The organism is Paenibacillus sp. JJ-100 (assembly GCF_948329825.1).
Classification (GTDB): domain Bacteria; phylum Bacillota; class Bacilli; order Paenibacillales; family Paenibacillaceae; genus Paenibacillus.
Genome location: NZ_CAOJCM010000002.1, coordinates 1,198,204 through 1,214,185, shown reverse-complemented (window position 1 = coordinate 1,214,185; position 15,982 = coordinate 1,198,204). Strand labels below are relative to the sequence as shown.

General features: G+C 44.4%; 17 protein-coding genes. 11 read left to right on the top strand and 6 right to left on the bottom strand.

The genetic code is table 11. The annotated features are described in order from the left end of the window. Positions 1–26 precede the first annotated feature (26 nt). Together PQG66_RS12210 and PQG66_RS12205 are read left to right on the top strand one after the other, a co-directional pair. Positions 27–602 carry a hypothetical protein gene (locus PQG66_RS12210; protein WP_272037934.1) on the top strand — a complete coding sequence of 192 codons (576 nt, stop codon included), beginning with the start codon at positions 27–29 and terminating at the stop codon, positions 600–602. A gap of 165 nt (positions 603–767) precedes the next feature. Continuing rightward, positions 768–1,745 carry a diaminopimelate dehydrogenase gene (locus PQG66_RS12205; protein ID WP_442955082.1) on the top strand — a complete coding sequence of 326 codons (978 nt, stop codon included), beginning with the start codon at positions 768–770 and terminating at the stop codon, positions 1,743–1,745. Between the two features lie 78 nt (positions 1,746–1,823). On the opposite strand, the gene PQG66_RS12200 is transcribed toward PQG66_RS12205, so the two are convergent. Then, the gene (locus PQG66_RS12200; protein ID WP_272037933.1) at positions 1,824–2,675 is read right to left on the bottom strand and encodes a pentapeptide repeat-containing protein; all 852 of its coding nucleotides are present in this window, start codon (positions 2,673–2,675) and stop codon (positions 1,824–1,826) included. A 235-nt stretch (positions 2,676–2,910) separates the two neighbouring features. Then, positions 2,911–4,299 carry an NADP-specific glutamate dehydrogenase gene (gene gdhA, locus PQG66_RS12195; RefSeq protein ID WP_272037932.1) on the bottom strand — a complete coding sequence of 463 codons (1,389 nt, stop codon included), beginning with the start codon at positions 4,297–4,299 and terminating at the stop codon, positions 2,911–2,913. 388 nt (positions 4,300–4,687) lie between these two features. Here gdhA and PQG66_RS12190 point away from each other — a divergent pair, with 388 nt between their 5' ends. From PQG66_RS12190 to PQG66_RS12170, 5 genes are all read left to right on the top strand, one after another. Continuing rightward, positions 4,688–5,197: a GreA/GreB family elongation factor gene (locus PQG66_RS12190; protein ID WP_272037931.1), complete on the top strand. Its 510-nt coding sequence runs from the start codon at positions 4,688–4,690 to the stop codon at positions 5,195–5,197. Beyond that, positions 5,187–5,693, top strand: a complete 507-nt coding sequence (locus PQG66_RS12185; protein WP_272037930.1) for a cation:proton antiporter regulatory subunit — start codon at positions 5,187–5,189, stop codon at positions 5,691–5,693. The genes PQG66_RS12190 and PQG66_RS12185 overlap by 11 nt, the downstream gene beginning before the upstream one ends. A gap of 3 nt (positions 5,694–5,696) precedes the next feature. Beyond that, a complete protein-coding gene (locus PQG66_RS12180) occupies positions 5,697–6,902 on the top strand; it encodes a cation:proton antiporter (RefSeq protein WP_272037929.1) in 1,206 nt (401 codons plus the stop codon). Between the two features lie 267 nt (positions 6,903–7,169). Further along, the gene (locus tag PQG66_RS12175) at positions 7,170–7,886 is read left to right on the top strand and encodes an expansin EXLX1 family cellulose-binding protein (RefSeq protein ID WP_272037928.1); all 717 of its coding nucleotides are present in this window, start codon (positions 7,170–7,172) and stop codon (positions 7,884–7,886) included. 249 nt (positions 7,887–8,135) lie between these two features. After that, positions 8,136–8,873 (top strand): cyclase family protein, encoded by a 738-nt coding sequence (locus tag PQG66_RS12170; RefSeq protein WP_272037927.1) that lies wholly within the window; start codon positions 8,136–8,138, stop codon positions 8,871–8,873. A gap of 90 nt (positions 8,874–8,963) precedes the next feature. Here the strand turns inward: PQG66_RS12170 and PQG66_RS12165 are convergent, their stop codons facing one another. Beyond that, entirely contained in the window at positions 8,964–9,164 is a 201-nt protein-coding gene (locus PQG66_RS12165) for a hypothetical protein (RefSeq protein WP_272037926.1), read from the bottom strand. Between the two features lie 269 nt (positions 9,165–9,433). Between PQG66_RS12165 and PQG66_RS12160 the strand changes: the two genes are divergently transcribed. Next, a complete protein-coding gene (locus tag PQG66_RS12160) occupies positions 9,434–10,237 on the top strand; it encodes an HAD-IIB family hydrolase (protein ID WP_272037925.1) in 804 nt (267 codons plus the stop codon). A 23-nt stretch (positions 10,238–10,260) separates the two neighbouring features. Next, a complete protein-coding gene (locus tag PQG66_RS12155) occupies positions 10,261–10,899 on the top strand; it encodes a sugar O-acetyltransferase (RefSeq protein WP_272037924.1) in 639 nt (212 codons plus the stop codon). A gap of 83 nt (positions 10,900–10,982) precedes the next feature. On the opposite strand, the gene PQG66_RS12150 is transcribed toward PQG66_RS12155, so the two are convergent. The 3 genes from PQG66_RS12150 to PQG66_RS12140 all read right to left on the bottom strand — a co-directional run bounded on the left by PQG66_RS12150 (position 10,983) and on the right by PQG66_RS12140 (position 13,742). Beyond that, a complete protein-coding gene (locus PQG66_RS12150) occupies positions 10,983–11,783 on the bottom strand; it encodes a hypothetical protein (protein ID WP_272037923.1) in 801 nt (266 codons plus the stop codon). Positions 11,784–11,887: 104 nt separating this feature from the next. Continuing rightward, on the bottom strand, positions 11,888–12,649 hold the full coding sequence (locus tag PQG66_RS12145) for a LuxR C-terminal-related transcriptional regulator (protein ID WP_272037922.1): 762 nt from the start codon (positions 12,647–12,649) through the stop codon (positions 11,888–11,890). A 28-nt stretch (positions 12,650–12,677) separates the two neighbouring features. Beyond that, on the bottom strand, positions 12,678–13,742 hold the full coding sequence (locus tag PQG66_RS12140) for a suppressor of fused domain protein (RefSeq protein WP_272037921.1): 1,065 nt from the start codon (positions 13,740–13,742) through the stop codon (positions 12,678–12,680). Between the two features lie 147 nt (positions 13,743–13,889). On the opposite strand from PQG66_RS12140, the gene PQG66_RS12135 reads away from it, so the two are divergent. Next, on the top strand, positions 13,890–14,183 hold the full coding sequence (locus PQG66_RS12135; protein WP_272037920.1) for an antitoxin Xre/MbcA/ParS toxin-binding domain-containing protein: 294 nt from the start codon (positions 13,890–13,892) through the stop codon (positions 14,181–14,183). Between the two features lie 303 nt (positions 14,184–14,486). Beyond that, positions 14,487–15,944: a glycoside hydrolase family 1 protein gene (locus PQG66_RS12130; protein WP_272038153.1), complete on the top strand. Its 1,458-nt coding sequence runs from the start codon at positions 14,487–14,489 to the stop codon at positions 15,942–15,944. Positions 15,945–15,982 lie beyond the last annotated feature (38 nt).

The window sequence follows — 15,982 nt, the reverse complement described above, 5'->3', positions numbered from 1 at the left end:
ATAAGATAACAATAAGGAGTGATTTGATGGTAAAAAAGCAAAAATATCTACTCGCCTGTGCTGCGCTGGCTATGATGGTAGCACTAAGTGCCTGCAGCAGTTCTGCCGAGCAGCCAAAAGGCGAGTCCGAGAAGGCAAATAGTGAGGCAGCATCCGGAACAGCGGAGCCAGCAGTTACAGAAGGCGAATCTAAACCAGCAACAGATACAGAGGCGGAGGTTGCCTCCACGTCAGCAGAATCAGAGCCTACTGCAAGCAAAGGCGAAACCGATTCGGTGGAAGGGCTACCTGAATTTTTACCAACAGACTTCCCGCTACCAGACGATGCTAAGATTACCACAGAGACTTCTGGAGAGCATGAAGGGAAGAAATCAGCCATGTTAATCTTCACCACCGAACAAGATATGGAGACCGTATCGAAGCTATACAAGGATTATTTCGCAGCGAAGAAACTGACCGACTCAGGACAAGTGATCGACGATAAAAATATCATCATTACGGGGGCTGAACCGGACACGGGGAATCAATGGTCGATTATGGGCGGGATAAAGTCAAGTGAAAAAGGTGTAATTGAACTGACAGTAGCGTGGGTAGAGTCTTAAGACGCTATATAATTTATCCATACCTTGCATTGGTACGGCTTTAACGCTGTACCAATGCAAGGTATTTTCGATTTGCATCTGGAAACCGGACAAGTTACATGTTATTTTTATCTTTGGTGAGACTTATAGACAAGACAAAAAGACTCGGACAGGAGAGGAATAAATATGATTAAAGTTGGCATCGTAGGTTACGGTAATTTGGGTAAGGGGGTAGAAAAAGCCATAGCTCAGAATGATGATATGGAGCTTGTAGCTATATTTACACGTCGTAATCCAGAGCAGATGGTAGCTGAAGGTACTGAAGTTCTGTTTGAGCACATCTCAGCGGCTGAACAGTATATAGGTAAAATTGATGTAATGATTCTGTGTGGGGGTTCTGCGACAGATCTACCAGAACAAACGCCTATGATTGCGAAATTATTTAATACTGTAGATAGCTTTGATACGCATGCGAAGATTCCTGAGTTTTACGAAGTGGTAAACGCAGCTGCGGAGCAAGGCGGACATGTAAGTGTGATTTCAACAGGTTGGGACCCAGGTTTGTTCTCTATGAATCGTCTGCTCTCACAATCGATCCTGCCGGAAGGAAAAGAGTATACATTCTGGGGCAAAGGGGTTAGTCAGGGGCATTCGGATGCGATTCGCCGTGTACCTGGTGTTAAAGCTGGGGTACAGTACACTGTACCAGTAGAAGAAGTTATTGAAAGCATTCGTGCAGGAGAAACACCGGAATTGTCTACACGTGAGAAACATCTTCGTCAATGCTATGTGGTTGCAGAAGAAGGTGCGAATCAGGAAGAGATCCGTGAAACCATTGTATCCATGCCGAACTATTTTGCAGATTATGATACAACAGTGACGTTTATTACGGAGGAAGAGCTCAAATCCCAACACGGTGGCATGCCACACGGTGGTTTCGTTATTCGAAGTGGAGTCACAGGGAATGGTCACAAACAAATTATTGAATTCGGTCTGAAACTGGAGAGTAATCCAGAATTCACTGCGAGTGTGCTTGTGGCCTATGCCCGGGCAGCGCAGCGTCTGAGCAACGAAGGACATAAAGGAGCGAAGACGGTATTTGATATCCCGCTGGGCCACTTGTCTCCAAGATCAGCTGCAGACCTTCGCCGTGACTTGCTGTAATTTTAGAATATAAATAGTCTACGTAAAATAGCTCGCCCTTCAACTGGAAGGACGAGCTATTTGCGCATGGTGCATATTTTAACGCCAATGAGAGGGGTGGTTCAAATGATCAGGCAGCAGGGTGCTAGCATCACCTATGGCAGCGTTCAGCTGGGCTTGCGTCAAGAAAATACCGCCTCGCAGATCCGCTCCACCGAGCTGTGTATCCCGTAAATCTGCACCAATCCAATCGGCGTGTCGTATATCGGCATTGCGCAGATTAGCTGCAATCAGAAGCGCTCCCCGGAAGCTTGTACCGCGTAGATCTGCTCCTTGAAGATTAGCCCCTAGAAAATCCATGCCACTGCGTTTCTTCCCTTTAGCCTTACCTTGTGCCTTTGTTTTCGCTGGAGCGCTGCTGCGTATCAACTCACTGGCTTGAAGCAGCAAGACGTTAACGTCCGCACGATGGCTTGTGAGATCCAGTTGCAGCATTTCAGCTGGCTCTAGTTCACTCAGGCGTGCGACATCAGGATAGAGCTTCTCCAGATCCGCATGCAGTGAAGACGTTTCAGACCTCATCATAGCCTCTCTCATGTAACTGATCAGCTCGTGAATTTGCCGTAGTACAGGTAAGCAATCAAACATGTCACGTGCAGATTCGGGATGAGTGCGCCAGTGTTTGCCTTCAAACGTACCTTGGGATAATTTCTGTCCTGCGCCAAAACAGTCATATACGGTGCAACCCTTGAAGCCTTGTTGCCGAAGTTGGGTATGTATACTGCAACGATCATCCTCACGCAAGTTAGGACAAGGGGTGCCACTAGACTTGTCAAAAGCAAAATCTGAGGATTGGCCATAAGGCAGGGCCACACAGCACAGTCCGAAACATTGCTCACAATCAGCACTAAGATGAGGGGGTAATTCGCTGATGAATAACGGGTTAGACAAAATAGACACTTCCTTAGCATCAATAAGAACACATGGATTCCAAATGTACAGATACAAGTACGTATAAATGATGTGATTATTTTACCAGCTTGAGGAAAAAACTTCAATTGTAAAGATGGAATCTATCTTTCCGTGTTTAGACTAAAAAGCCTTTCCTCAAAATGATAGCTTGAAAGAGCTGATCAGCGAAGGAAAGGCTTTTTGAATTACCTATTTTATAAGAACGTACAACAAATTACACGACACCTTGAGCAATCATAGAGTCAGCAACCTTGAGGAAACCAGCAATGTTTGCTCCAGCAAGCAGGTTGCCTTCGCAACCATATTTTTCAGCGGCATCTACACAGCTCTTATAAATATTTTTCATAATGTCATGCAATTTGGCATCAACTTCTTCAAATGTCCAGGACAACCGCATGCTGTTCTGTGACATTTCAAGAGCGGACACGGCCACACCGCCAGCGTTCGCAGCTTTTGCAGGGCCAAATAGCACATTCGCACCCAAGAACACATCAATGGCAGCGAGAGTAGACGGCATGTTGGCACCCTCACCAATCGCCTTGACACCACCTTGAACCAGAAGATTCGCAGCTTGCTCATCAATCTCGTTCTGTGTCGCACACGGAAGAGCGATATCACACGGAATCGACCAGATGCCTTCGCATCCTGGAGTATACGTGGCGTGCGGGTGTTCTTTGACGTATTCGCTAATCCGCAGACGCTCAACCTCTTTCAGACGTTTTACCGTATCGAGATTGATGCCTTGCGGATCGTGGATATATCCACCGGAGTCACTACATGCTACAACACGAGCACCAAACTCTTGTGCTTTCTCGATCGCATAGATGGATACATTACCGGAGCCAGAGACAACAACAGTGCTATCCTTGAAGCTGAGTCCTTTGGAAGCAAGCATTTCGTTGACAAAGTATACGCAGCCATAACCAGTTGCTTCTTTCCTTGCGAGACTTCCGCCGTATTGCAGACCTTTACCTGTTAATACGCCTGCTTCATGTCCCCCGCGAATACGTTTGTACTGACCGAACATGTAGCCTATTTCCCGTGCGCCTACACCAATATCACCCGCAGGTACGTCAGCGTCTGGACCGATGTATTTGTACAGTTCTGTCATGAAGCTTTGCGTGAAACGCATGACTTCCTGATCTGACTTCCCTTTTGGATCAAAGTCAGAACCGCCCTTACCGCCGCCAATTGGCAGACCAGTCAGTGCATTTTTAAAGATTTGCTCAAATCCCAAAAATTTGATGATGCCAGAATACACCGAAGGGTGGAAACGAAGCCCACCTTTGTAAGGGCCGAGGGCGCTGTTAAACTGTACGCGGAATCCGCGGTTCACTTGAACTTTGCCCTGATCATCAACCCATGGTACACGGAAAGTGATGACCCGTTCTGGCTCAACCAGCTGTTCTAACAGACTGTGGTTTCTGTATTTAGGGTGTGCTTCAATGACAGGGATAAGTGAATCCAAAATTTCTTTGACAGCCTGATGAAATTCGTTTTCGTTCGGGTTTCTAGCGATAACCGATTCATAGACGGAATGGACATAGTCTGCGGCAGTAGTAGCTTGAGATGACGTTGAACCTTTTTTTGTAATGATGGACACTTTTCCAATGCACTCCTTTATCGTGTTAAAGTCTGTAAATACCTATTTTACGATTGCTTAAAAGTTTGTAGTTAAATATACAGGAAAGAAAATAAAAATACGAGATGAAAATCCATAAAATATTTTAATGAGGGTATTAAAATGTTCTATGGAATTATATTTGAACAAAATGAATACTGCGAGTTGAACCATATTATATGCAGAAAATTAGAATTAAACTCCAACTGGGCGGAATAGATTGGATTAATAATTTCTATTTGGTAAGATGATAAGAAGGGCTCACCAGTGGGGCTCTTTTATTATAAAAAGGAGGACAACAGGATGATGAAAATGAACAACAAGTACATCAACGTGGAGAACAAGGCATACATAGGAGGTGAAATCTACTATGAACCGTAGAACTCCACTTAACAATAACAGAGAAATGCTGGTAAGTCAGCTATTGACTTTGAGCGAAGAGAAAAGAACTTTTCTTGACGCTTATTTTGACGTACGTAATCCCGATCGTGTTGAGTTGGAAAAACAATTGAAGGATTACACGGAACGAGTAGAACAATTGCTTGCCGGACCGGATGAGCTTCTAAGTTCGGTAGTGCTGATTGGAAGTCAGATTCAGCTGGAGTATGTAGATTTCCATACGTCGGATATGTTAGCCATTGTTATGCCAGAGGAAGCTAACCCGGATGAGGGGCACATCTCTTTCTTATCTCCTGTGGGGCGTCAGCTGTTGCTTGCTGATAAAGGGGAGACGCGATCCATCTATACCCCTTCAGGATCTATGAGAATACGTGTAGTAGACATTCAATGGGCATCGGAACAGAACTCAGAGCAGGTGTATGAGACCCATTCAGAATCCCTGCAGAATTCATCTCAGGGAGGTAGGAAACATGCACTTTAAAGAAACTGATCTGCCCGGTATCGGGCGTAAATACTGGTTGCATACCCGCAGCGGAGAACATCTTGTTATTGTGGTCCATAATGATGAAAGGCGCGATCTATTTCATATGGAATCCGGAGATCAACCGGATGAGCTCGGAGATATGGTCTCTCTGGTGACTCTTGACGATGATGAGGCACGGGCTGTAGCAGCTATTGTTGGCGGCATGACCTATAAGCCTCAATTCCAAAACGAGCGTGAAGTTATGCTGGAGGGTCTGCTCATCGAGTGGTTGCGCATTGAACCTCACGCTGATTGCATCGGGAAGACGATCGGAGAGTTGAACATCCGGCAGGTTACAGGTGTGGCCATTCTAGCGGCGATTGACAAGAAGAAAGAAAAGCAATTTAATCCGGGGCCAGAGTATGTATTCACTAGTGGCGCAACGATCGTGGTTGCCGGTGAACGAGATCAGCTGAAACAGCTCAAACAATGGCTTACCGATGGACGGATGTAGCGTATGGATATGCTTATATTTGAAGTGGGGGTTGCCGTTGCACTAGTTACAATTACAGGATTAATATCTGCACGACTTCGCTTTTCAGTTATTCCATTTTACATTCTGATCGGCATGGCTGTTGGACCGCATGCACCACAATTCGGTATTGTGGATTTACGATTTATCGAAAGCTCATCATTTATTGAATTTATGGGCAGGCTGGGAATTTTATTTTTGTTGTTTTATCTAGGACTGGAATTTTCAGTATCCCGGTTATTAAAATCGGGCAAAGCCATCCTCACCGGTGGTATATTTTATGTAGCTCTCAATTTTGTTTCAGGTCTGTTGCTTGGCTGGTTTATGGATCTTCCGCTTCAGGAAACGATGGTTGTATGCGGGATCATGACCAGTTCTTCTACAGCTATTGTTGCCAAAGTACTCGTTGATTTGAAACGTACAGCGAATCCCGAGACAGAAATTATTATGGGCATGATTATGTTTGACGACTTGTTCATTGCCATTCATATTTCGATTCTAACGGGACTTGTACTTAGCGGCGCGACTTCATTCGGAAGTGTACTACTTGTATCCCTCTCCGCATTGCTGTTTATTGTACTGTTCCTGATTATTGGGAGGAAGAGTATTAAAGTAATTGATAAAGCGCTGAACATCAAGTCATCGGAATTATTTTTGCTTATGATCATGACACTGCTCTTCCTGGTTGCAGGATTCTCTGAAACTTTGCATGTAGCCGAGGCAATCGGGGCATTGATGATCGGACTGGTACTTGGTGAATCCAGACACGTCAGCCGAATTGAGCAGCAAATTATGCCGTTTAAGGACTTCTTTGGTGCAATCTTCTTCTTCAGTTTTGGACTCACGATTGAGCCTTCCACCCTCGGTGGGGCTGTAGGTATGACGTTAATCGCAGTCATACTGACGATCCTGAGCAACTATGGGGCAGGTATGATTGCAGGAAAGTTGGCCGGCATGTCTACAAAAGCTTCCTTAAACGTTGGCTTTACATTGGTATCCCGAGGTGAGTTTTCTATTATCATGGCTAACATCGGCAAGGCCGGAGGCTTGATGGCTTCCATTCAATCCTTTGCCGTATTATACGTGCTAATTCTGGCTGTGCTCGGGCCTATTCTGACGAAAGAGTCTCCTCGTCTCTATGGGCGCTATGAACGATTCAGGAATCGGGCGAAACGCAAAGAGACAGGTTAGATAAAATAGATAGATATTATAGATATGGTAGATAATGCTGGGCTGATACCAGGATGAGAAAGGCGTCACACTTTTCTGGGGAACTAACCTTCTTCCAAGTGTGGCGCTTTTTTGAATGGATCAGGAAATAGGACTTTTGATGCGATTTTATTGGAAGTATTTAAATTATGTTTTATTTATGTAAAATAATGCTATAAGTTATTTACCGCAATGAAGAACTAAGCTTGAGGATTGTAGACTATATAATAAGGAAGAGGGAATGGCACAATGAGCAAGAAAAGTAAATTTCAGCGTTTCAGATGGTCTGCCACAGGTCTGCTGTTGGGTCTTGTTTTATTTGCTTTGCCTGCTTCTGCTGCTTGGAATGATACATATGAAGGGTACGCTACTTACACGGGCTCTGGCTATTCAGGTGGTGCTGTATTACTTGATCCTATTCCAGCAGATATGAAGATTACAGCACTTAATCCACATCAGCTCCATTATAAAGGTGTCAAAGCTGCTTTAGCTGGAGCGTATCTTGAGGTGCAGGGACCAAAAGGGAAGACGGTCGTGTATGTAACAGATTTATATCCGGAAGGAGCCAGCGGGGCACTGGATCTCTCTCCGAATGCATTCAACCAGATCGGAGATCCCAAAGCAGGTAAGATCAATATTCGCTGGAAGGTAGTGAAAGCTCCGATTCAAGGCAACGTATCGTATCGCATTAAGGAAGGCAGTAGTCAGTGGTGGGCAGCTATACAAGTTCGTCATCATAAATATCCGGTCCTGAAGTTTGAAGTGAAGCAGAAGGACGGCTCGTGGCTTAATCTTGAAAAGCAAGATTACAACCATTTCCTTGGCATTGGATTGGGTAAGGAGAAACTAAGTATTCGGATCACTGACATTCGTGGTAAAGTGTTGTATGATACCATTCCGGCTCTGCCGAACGATGGATCAGGCGGGGCATACATTGTACCGGGTAATGTGCAGTTCCCGGATTAGATAATCTAAGAATAACGGGCATATTAACTGCATCGATACAGGTTTGAATGAGAAGTCGTACATGGTTACGGCTTTTTTTTATGATGAAAGTGCCAAAAGGATGGAGTGCATTTATTCATGTCCTCCTGACAAGAGACAATCAGCAGGAGTCAGCACCTTCTTGCCAATTAACAATCTGCATGTTCACCCGAGCGCAACATTGAGATATAATAGGAGAAATTTATTCCAATTGAATATGAGGTGAACCGAATGACCAATGAACTCATCCAAGCCATTCAGTTATTAAAAGAAAAGAAGTGGGTAGATCTGACGCATACTTTCGGTCCTGAGTCTCCGCATTTCTCTGCTTTTAACGCTGCGAAGTTCGATACCTTGTTTAGTCATGATCAAGGATTCTTTGCCCAGAGCTTTACATTCCCCGGACAGTATGGAACCCATCTCGATGCACCGATTCATTTCGTGCGTGATACACGTTACCTGGATGAACTGGGGCTCAAAGAGCTAGTACTACCGCTTGTGGTAATCGATCAGTCCTCTGAAGTGCACAAAAATGCTGATTTTACCCTGGAAGTGGAACACATTATTGAATTCGAAAAAACACATGGCAAGATTGAGCCGGGTAGCTTTGTAGCTCTGCGGACCGATTGGAGCAAACGCTGGCCAAGTCATGAACAATTTGAGAATAAGGATGCTAATGGGAACAGCCATGCACCAGGATGGTCTGTTGCCGCTCTGAAGTATTTGTTTGAAGAACGTCATATTAAAGCCATTGGACATGAAACGTTTGATACGGATGCTGCTGTGGATTATCAGAAGAATGGGGCACTTCTGGCCGAGTATTATGTGCTTGCTCAGGATACATACCAGGTAGAACTGTTAACCAATTTGGATCAGATTCCTGCCAAGGGTGCAGTTATTTTTAACATCGTACCAAAAGCGGAAAAAGCGTCAGGATTCCCTGTACGTTCATTCGCTATACTTCCTTAATGGTCTATAGCTTCACAAACTACTAAACATATATAGTGAATTAAAGGAGGCTTGATACGCCTCCTTTTTTGGGTTGGATTCAATTTGTATTTACTTATTATTCGAAGAGGAGTTGGAGTTGAATCGTTCAGTAATGCTCTTATGAATCTTGCGTTGCCTAATCCAGCGCTTGATTAAACCTTCCTCTTTGCGTTCCTGCAATGTTTCCTTCAACCCCTGAATCATAAATTCAGACCGGCGTCTGTCATTGCGGCTAATTTTGCGTAGTTCATTAATAAATTTGTCGTCCATCGCATTATGCCTCACTCATTCAGTGTATAAATGTATTATACAGAACGTATGTTCTTTTATCAAGTTTGTTCATAACGATGGTTTGTATAGTTTAATCCGTCATTAGAAAAACAATGTTGACATGGAACCAGTTACACGGAGTACGATCATGACATGGCAAAGATGTACTACTCGATAAACGCAATTAATGAAGAATGATTATATAAGGTGAAAAAGAAGTGTCGGAATCCTTTGCCATCCGAATGAATTCAAAATTGGAGGTACACATCATGATTAAGCTGGTTGTAACCGATTTGGACGGAACTTTTCTGAACAGTCAAGGGACATTTGATATTCAGTTGTTCAATGAAGTTCATGAAGAGATGCAACGTAAAGGGATTACATTTGTAGCCTGCACCGGGAAACAGTGTGAGCGTGTAGAGAAGTTATTTGGCGATCACGGCAAAGGAGTGTGGATTCTCGGAGACAGCGCAGCCAGAATCAAGAAAGATGGACAGGTAGTACGGGAGTTTGGATTGGACCGAACGCTGGCGCTGCAAGCCATAGAGAGCATTCAGGCGTTTGATCCCCAGATGACAATCATAGTCTGTGCAAGCGATGCAGCATATGTGCATACTTCCATCCCGGATGATATGTATGAAGTGGTTAAAGGTTCATATGAACAGGTCATCAAAACGGACTCTTTTACGAATGTGGAGAGCCGATTTATTAAAATTACAGTGTTTGATACCCAGGGTCGCAGTACAGCACTACGAGAACATGTGGAGCAGACGATGATCGAACAAATCTATATTGTCGATTCTGAACCGAGATGGCTGGATATTACAGCATTGCATACACATAAGGGTGAGACGGTCAAAAAATTGCAGGAGATGCTAGGGGTAACAGCGAGTGAAACCATGTCCATCGGCGATGGAGAAAATGATGTGGAATTAATGGCTGTTGCCAAATATAGCTTTGCTGTGAGCAATGCATGCGAGAATACAAAACGTGCAGCGCGCTTCATTACCAAATCCAATGATGAAAACGCTGTATTGTCGACTATTCAAGCGATCATGGAGTTGCAGGAGTAATATTTCAATGAGGGGGAGTCGTATTGCGTGAAGAAGAGAGGATCATGAAGGGGATGTTATTCAGTCCGGCTGATCCGGAATTGAAGGAAATGAAAAGGCGAGCCCATCATCTCAGTCAGCGTTATAGCCAAACCTTTGAGGAACAGACAGAGGAAAGACAGCAGATATTACAAGAGTTACTTGGTGAAATGGGACATAGCGGGTTTATGCAAGGCCCCATCTTCTTTCATTATGGTGTGCATACCCGGATTGGTCACCATTTTTTCGCGAATTACAACCTGACCATACAAGACGATGCACAAGTGACGATTGGAGACTACACGAGCTTTGGCCCCAATGTCACCATTGTTACACCTGTTCATCCTTTGATCGCGAGTGAACGGAGACAGATGGTGAATCAGCATGGTGAACTAAAATCACTCTGTTATGCCAAACCCGTTACCATCGGTAACGATGTATGGTTGTCTGCGAACGTTACGGTGTGCGGAGGCGTCACCATTGGAGATGGATGTGTTATTGGAGCAGGGAGCGTGGTTACGCGCGACATTCCGCCGCATTCGCTAGCAGCAGGTGTGCCATGCAGAGTCATCCGCCGCATTACAGAAGAGGACAGCATGCGGCATAACCCAGACGTACTGGCCGATTGCCAAGTGATGGAATAGTGCTGGGTTCATGATCAGATCTGTATTCAGTGTATTCAAAGAACCCCGGCGTGATCGGTCAGATCACTACCGGGGTTTTAGTGTTATTTGAATTGAATCGACTTTTTAATCTTTTCGATCTCTGATTTTGATGCATCATCCACATATGTGAAAATGAAGTTAAAAGCATAACCATTAATGATAGTGCTCATGTATTCTTGAGTAATCGTGCTTCCATCCCCTGCATCGATCTTAACTTCCATTAGATCCATCTCTTTACCACCGATGGTTTCCTTTGTGAAATCTTGATAATCATAAGGGAAGTTGCTGTCTTCCATAAACTTCTTGGTAGCTTTCAAATAATCTTTCCCTGTACGAACGCCTTGCAACAAACTAACCTTCTCGGCAATGGCCATTGCGGAAGGGCCTAACTGGCCACCATCCAGTGGATATTGGGATGCCATGAGCAGGTTCAGTGTTTTAGTTTGGGAAAGCTCCAGTTGCTTTTTCTTCGTTTCATCGTCACCAGCAATGGCTTCAGAGGAAGCATTAGTCAGTTCATTCATGCCCTCGGCATCCTGATACTCCCATGTTTCCGGGAATTTCAGTGATACGCCAAAATAGTCATTGGTGTAAGAACCTTTTTCTGTTGTTCCCAGTTCCACGTTTTCTGTTTTACTACTTTCTTTATTGTCTTCTTTGGATGTTGCTGTGTTGTCTTCATTAGGTGCTTCTGTTTTGTCCGTATCGTCGGTTTTAGTTTCTCCTGCACCTGTAGTCGTTTCTGTTGCAGCAGGTTCGTTTGAATTTTTTTCGTTGTTATCTGCTTTTTGTCCACAAGCAGCAACCACAAGCATAACCATAATGAGCATAGCAAATAAAGATGTTTTTTTCGTGATAGACATAATACCCTCCTGAGATGTGTGTTATTCTCTCTCTCTTTGATGTACGCACTAAATTGTAGCACATGCGTTCCCTTTCGCAACCTATAGGATACTATAGGTGTCCACTATAAATAAGACAATCGACTAGCAACTGAAACAGCCTCTGTACTAGATTGCACACCTAATTTATTGAAAATGACTTTTTTATGGTGATTGACCGTACATTCCTTGATCTTCAGTTGCAATGCAATGGCCTTCACCGTATATCCACGGGATATCATTTCTAGAATCGTTAACTGCCGATTCGTGAATTCGACTTGCGGTTGTTCCTCTAGCTTAGCTGCCTGTTGGACCTGACAACTGTTCTGCATATAAGCGGGAATTAGCTTGGCAATTGCAATCAGTTCACGCTGCATATCCGCGTTAATTGTAGATACATCAAGATAACCAAAATGTTGCGAGCCCATATACAGGGGAACGGCATAACAGTGCCAACTTTGGAAAAAAGGACTTTCATGCTGTTCAGGAAGCAAAAAGACAGGCTTATGCTCCTCCATCGTTCTGGAGATTGCATTCACACCACAGCTTTGAACTGTAAAACTTAGCCCAGGACGAATGGGGGATTCCTTCACTATTGATTCCAGATCAAGACTGTAATCCATAGACATCAGTACTCCATTAACATCTGTTAGCATGAACATATAGCTGCCTGTCAGGTTGTCCTTGATATCTGAAATACTGCGACGGAATGCCTGTATTAGAAAATGGTTAATTTTGAATAAGCGATCTATTCCGGTCTGAGCTACATAGTGAAAGGGAGCGGGGGAGCTAGCGAGAACTCCCGCACCGTATTCATACTGCCGTGAGACGGATGGATGTGCAGACATGTCATTCCTCCTTGCTATACCACATGGTTTATCCAATCGTTTTGATAACGTTACCTTCTTGATCTGTAATCTGTGTGGGTACAATCTCGATACGAAGCTTGTCCAGAGAAGCAACCTCAAAGGAACCGGCCTGAGGACGAAGTTGTCCAGTTATTTCGTCAACGGTTTCTTGATTCACAATTAATCTGACTTCCTGGTCCGTTTCTACGAGTGAAGGCAGTTCACCTGCTTCAAAGACGATATTGATGTCCGGCCCAATCAGAGACAAGGTGGCGTTTTTGGCAATACGACTTCGGAGAATGCTGCTCAGAAGTGTTACTTGCTTTGCCCCGATCTGTAGCTTCGCAGGAATGTTCTTCATTAGCATTTTTTTACGTGGGGACTCCCAGCTCAGTTGTTGTATGAATAAGAAGGCCGTGCTTGAACCATCGACCTCAATGCCGCGCTCCGTTGCCTGGATGACAGCAGGGATATCTGCATATGAATTTCTCATGAGATCCGTTACATATTTGGGCATGTAGCTTTCACAGGTGGCCAGAAAACTGCGAGTATTCCAGCTCTGAATCATTTCCAATTCTCTGTAGGTTATGCCGACCATTTGAATGAACTGGACCGAACCGTTAGGCGTGTCGAGCTGTGGGAGATCTGGATCTTTGATGAAAGCGAGCGCTGTCAGCAGTGTATCCGAGTTCAGACATATTGGACCGTTCGCATCCAGATAGTCTCCAGGCTGAAACAGATTGCCGCTGTTGAAAACATATCGACCCATGTTTTGCAACAGATTGAGAGCCCATGCTGGGGGTTCTGATTCATTTTCGCAGCGTGTAAGGCGAAATGTAAGCTCAAAACCATACCCACTTCTGGATGCATCATCCGATTCTTTGTCGTAGAGCTCTGAGAAACCGTACGTAACGAAATGCCAGTGGGGCGTCGGCTCATTCACAGCGTAGGCGCTGATGCCGTTCAATGGGTCTGGTCCACCAAGAATATATGGAATTGCTGTACCGTAGTGTTTATGTTCTTGTTCGCCGTATAATTGATGCATGGCTTGGTCGATGGCATCCCAGCCGGACGTATTTTCTTCTTGATTCATGTGGTGTTCCTCCTTGGTTGTTCATATCCCAGAAAATCATTTAAAATTAAGTCTACTAGTTACAACATCGGCTGCAAGCGGCTTAAGGCTGAATTATGCGAGATAGAACTCAGGAGTTACAGGACTTATTAGGGAGGAGAATATTACATGAGTATGAAAGGTACTTATTCATCGGCATTTCATCAAGAGAGTTGGGATTCTTTCGTGCAACTGTTTGACGAGTGGTATACTCAGGTGCCAGATGAATGGAAGAAACGCGCACGATTAAAAGGAATTCCAGACGATATAAGCCGCGTGTTATTATGTGAAATGCAAGAATATGCGCTAAAGTGGGTGGATATGAAAGTTCCAGCTCTGGGGGACCAAAGTCCTGCAAGTTACCTGAACACGGAGGAAGGAACCAATGGGTTAAGGGCAGCCATTATGCAAATGCCACGTTAGTTAATCCTTAGTTGTTAGACGAGGTTTGAATGGATGTGAAGCCGAGCGACTTTAATAGATTTGATTTTACAAAACAAATGTGTTACGCTTACATCACAAGAGCAGAACAACAGAATACGTTATGACATCTTTTGATGGATTGTAACTGTGCAGACAGGCAAAACCTAAACTGATGGTGAAATGAAGGCCCTTTTTTCTGGTGCCATTTTACCCTGAGTTTAGGTTTTTCTTGTTTTCTGCTATGTTTTGGAGCTGCTCTTGCGAATGGAAAACCAAAAATAATTTCGAAAAGAGGTTGTTATGATGACCACGGCAAAAAAAGGATTCCCTGAAAACTTTTTGTGGGGCGGCGCTACCGCTGCGAACCAACTGGAAGGCGCATTCGATGCAGACGGCAAAGGTCTTTCTACGGCGGACATGATCGCTCATGTGCCAAAAGAGAAGCGTACAGGCGGACATGCCATGGAAATTTCCTCTTCCCGAATTGAAGAGATTCTCTCTGGCAAAATTGAAGAACGTTTCCCGAAACGATTCGGTATTGATTTCTACCATCGCTTCAGAGAAGATATTGCACTGTTCGCTGAAATGGGCTTCAAGGTATTTCGTTTGTCCATTCACTGGGCGCGAATTTTCCCGAATGGTTATGATCAAGAGCCGAACGAAGCAGGTCTGAAATTTTATGATGAAGTATTTGATGAATTGCATAAATACGGCATTGAACCGCTCGTTACGCTGTCTCACTATGAGACGCCGCTTGGTTTGACGCAAAAATACAATGGCTGGGCCAGCCGTGAAGTGGTTGGACATTTTGTACGTTACGCAGAAACCGTATTTAATCGTTACAAAAACAAAGTGAAATACTGGCTGACGTTCAATGAAATTAACGTGATGCTGTTCAGTCCGTACACCGGCGGTGGCATTCTGATTGACAAAGTAGATAACAAGCTACAAACGACTTATCAAGCATTGCATCATCAATTTGTAGCAAGTGCTCTGGTGACTAAGCTTGCACATGAGATTATTCCAGGTTCCCAAGTGGGCTGTATGCTTGCTCGTATGGAGACATATCCGGCAACATGTAACCCGGTTGATGTTCGCTTGGCTCAACATGAGAATCAGATCAACTTGTTCTTCACCGACATGCATGCTCGTGGTAAATACCCGAACTACATGGCTCGCTATTTTGATGAGAATAACATCGTCATTCAAAAAGAAGCAGGCGATGATGAAATTTTGCTGAACAATACGGTTGATTTTATCTCGTTCAGTTACTACATGTCCGTGACCAAATCGGCTTCTGCGGATACAGCGGAGACAGCAGGGAACTTGACTGGCGGCGTGAAAAACCCGTATCTGGAAGCATCTGACTGGGGCTGGGAGATCGACCCGATTGGTCTGCGCGTCACTTTGAACAACTTCTGGGATCGCTATCAGAAGCCACTCTTCATCGTAGAGAATGGTCTTGGGGCATATGACAAAGTCGAAGAGGATGGTTCGATTCATGACTCTTACCGCGTGGACTACCTCAAGAAACACATTGAGCAGATGAAAGAGGCCATCAAGGATGGTGTTGAGCTGATCGGCTTCACCGCATGGGGACCAATTGACCTTGTGAGCATGTCTACATCGGAGATGTCTAAACGTTATGGCTTTATCTACGTCGATCTCGATGATGAAGGCAACGGTACGCTTGCACGCTCCAAAAAAGATTCATTTGAATGGTACAAAAATGTGATTGCCAGCAATGGAGAGCAACTCTAATGAAATAAAAGTGATGAATTCATACACAAGCAGTAGAG

Bases quoted from the DNA above. Each gene is read 5' to 3' on its own strand.
- PQG66_RS12150 (WP_272037923.1), bottom strand. From the start codon at position 11,783: ATGTCTATCACGAAAAAAACATCTTTATTTGCTATGCTCATTATGGTT.
- PQG66_RS12145 (WP_272037922.1), bottom strand. From the start codon at position 12,649: ATGTCTGCACATCCATCCGTCTCACGGCAGTATGAATACGGTGCGGGA.
- PQG66_RS12170 (WP_272037927.1), top strand. From the start codon at position 8,136: ATGACCAATGAACTCATCCAAGCCATTCAGTTATTAAAAGAAAAGAAG.
- PQG66_RS12190 (WP_272037931.1), top strand. From the start codon at position 4,688: ATGAACCGTAGAACTCCACTTAACAATAACAGAGAAATGCTGGTAAGT.
- PQG66_RS12210 (WP_272037934.1), top strand. From the start codon at position 27: ATGGTAAAAAAGCAAAAATATCTACTCGCCTGTGCTGCGCTGGCTATG.
- PQG66_RS12140 (WP_272037921.1), bottom strand. From the start codon at position 13,742: ATGAATCAAGAAGAAAATACGTCCGGCTGGGATGCCATCGACCAAGCC.
- PQG66_RS12165 (WP_272037926.1), bottom strand. From the start codon at position 9,164: ATGGACGACAAATTTATTAATGAACTACGCAAAATTAGCCGCAATGAC.
- PQG66_RS12130 (WP_272038153.1), top strand. From the start codon at position 14,487: ATGACCACGGCAAAAAAAGGATTCCCTGAAAACTTTTTGTGGGGCGGC.
- PQG66_RS12180 (WP_272037929.1), top strand. From the start codon at position 5,697: ATGGATATGCTTATATTTGAAGTGGGGGTTGCCGTTGCACTAGTTACA.
- PQG66_RS12175 (WP_272037928.1), top strand. From the start codon at position 7,170: ATGAGCAAGAAAAGTAAATTTCAGCGTTTCAGATGGTCTGCCACAGGT.
- PQG66_RS12205 (WP_442955082.1), top strand. From the start codon at position 768: ATGATTAAAGTTGGCATCGTAGGTTACGGTAATTTGGGTAAGGGGGTA.
- PQG66_RS12135 (WP_272037920.1), top strand. From the start codon at position 13,890: ATGAGTATGAAAGGTACTTATTCATCGGCATTTCATCAAGAGAGTTGG.
- PQG66_RS12160 (WP_272037925.1), top strand. From the start codon at position 9,434: ATGATTAAGCTGGTTGTAACCGATTTGGACGGAACTTTTCTGAACAGT.
- PQG66_RS12185 (WP_272037930.1), top strand. From the start codon at position 5,187: ATGCACTTTAAAGAAACTGATCTGCCCGGTATCGGGCGTAAATACTGG.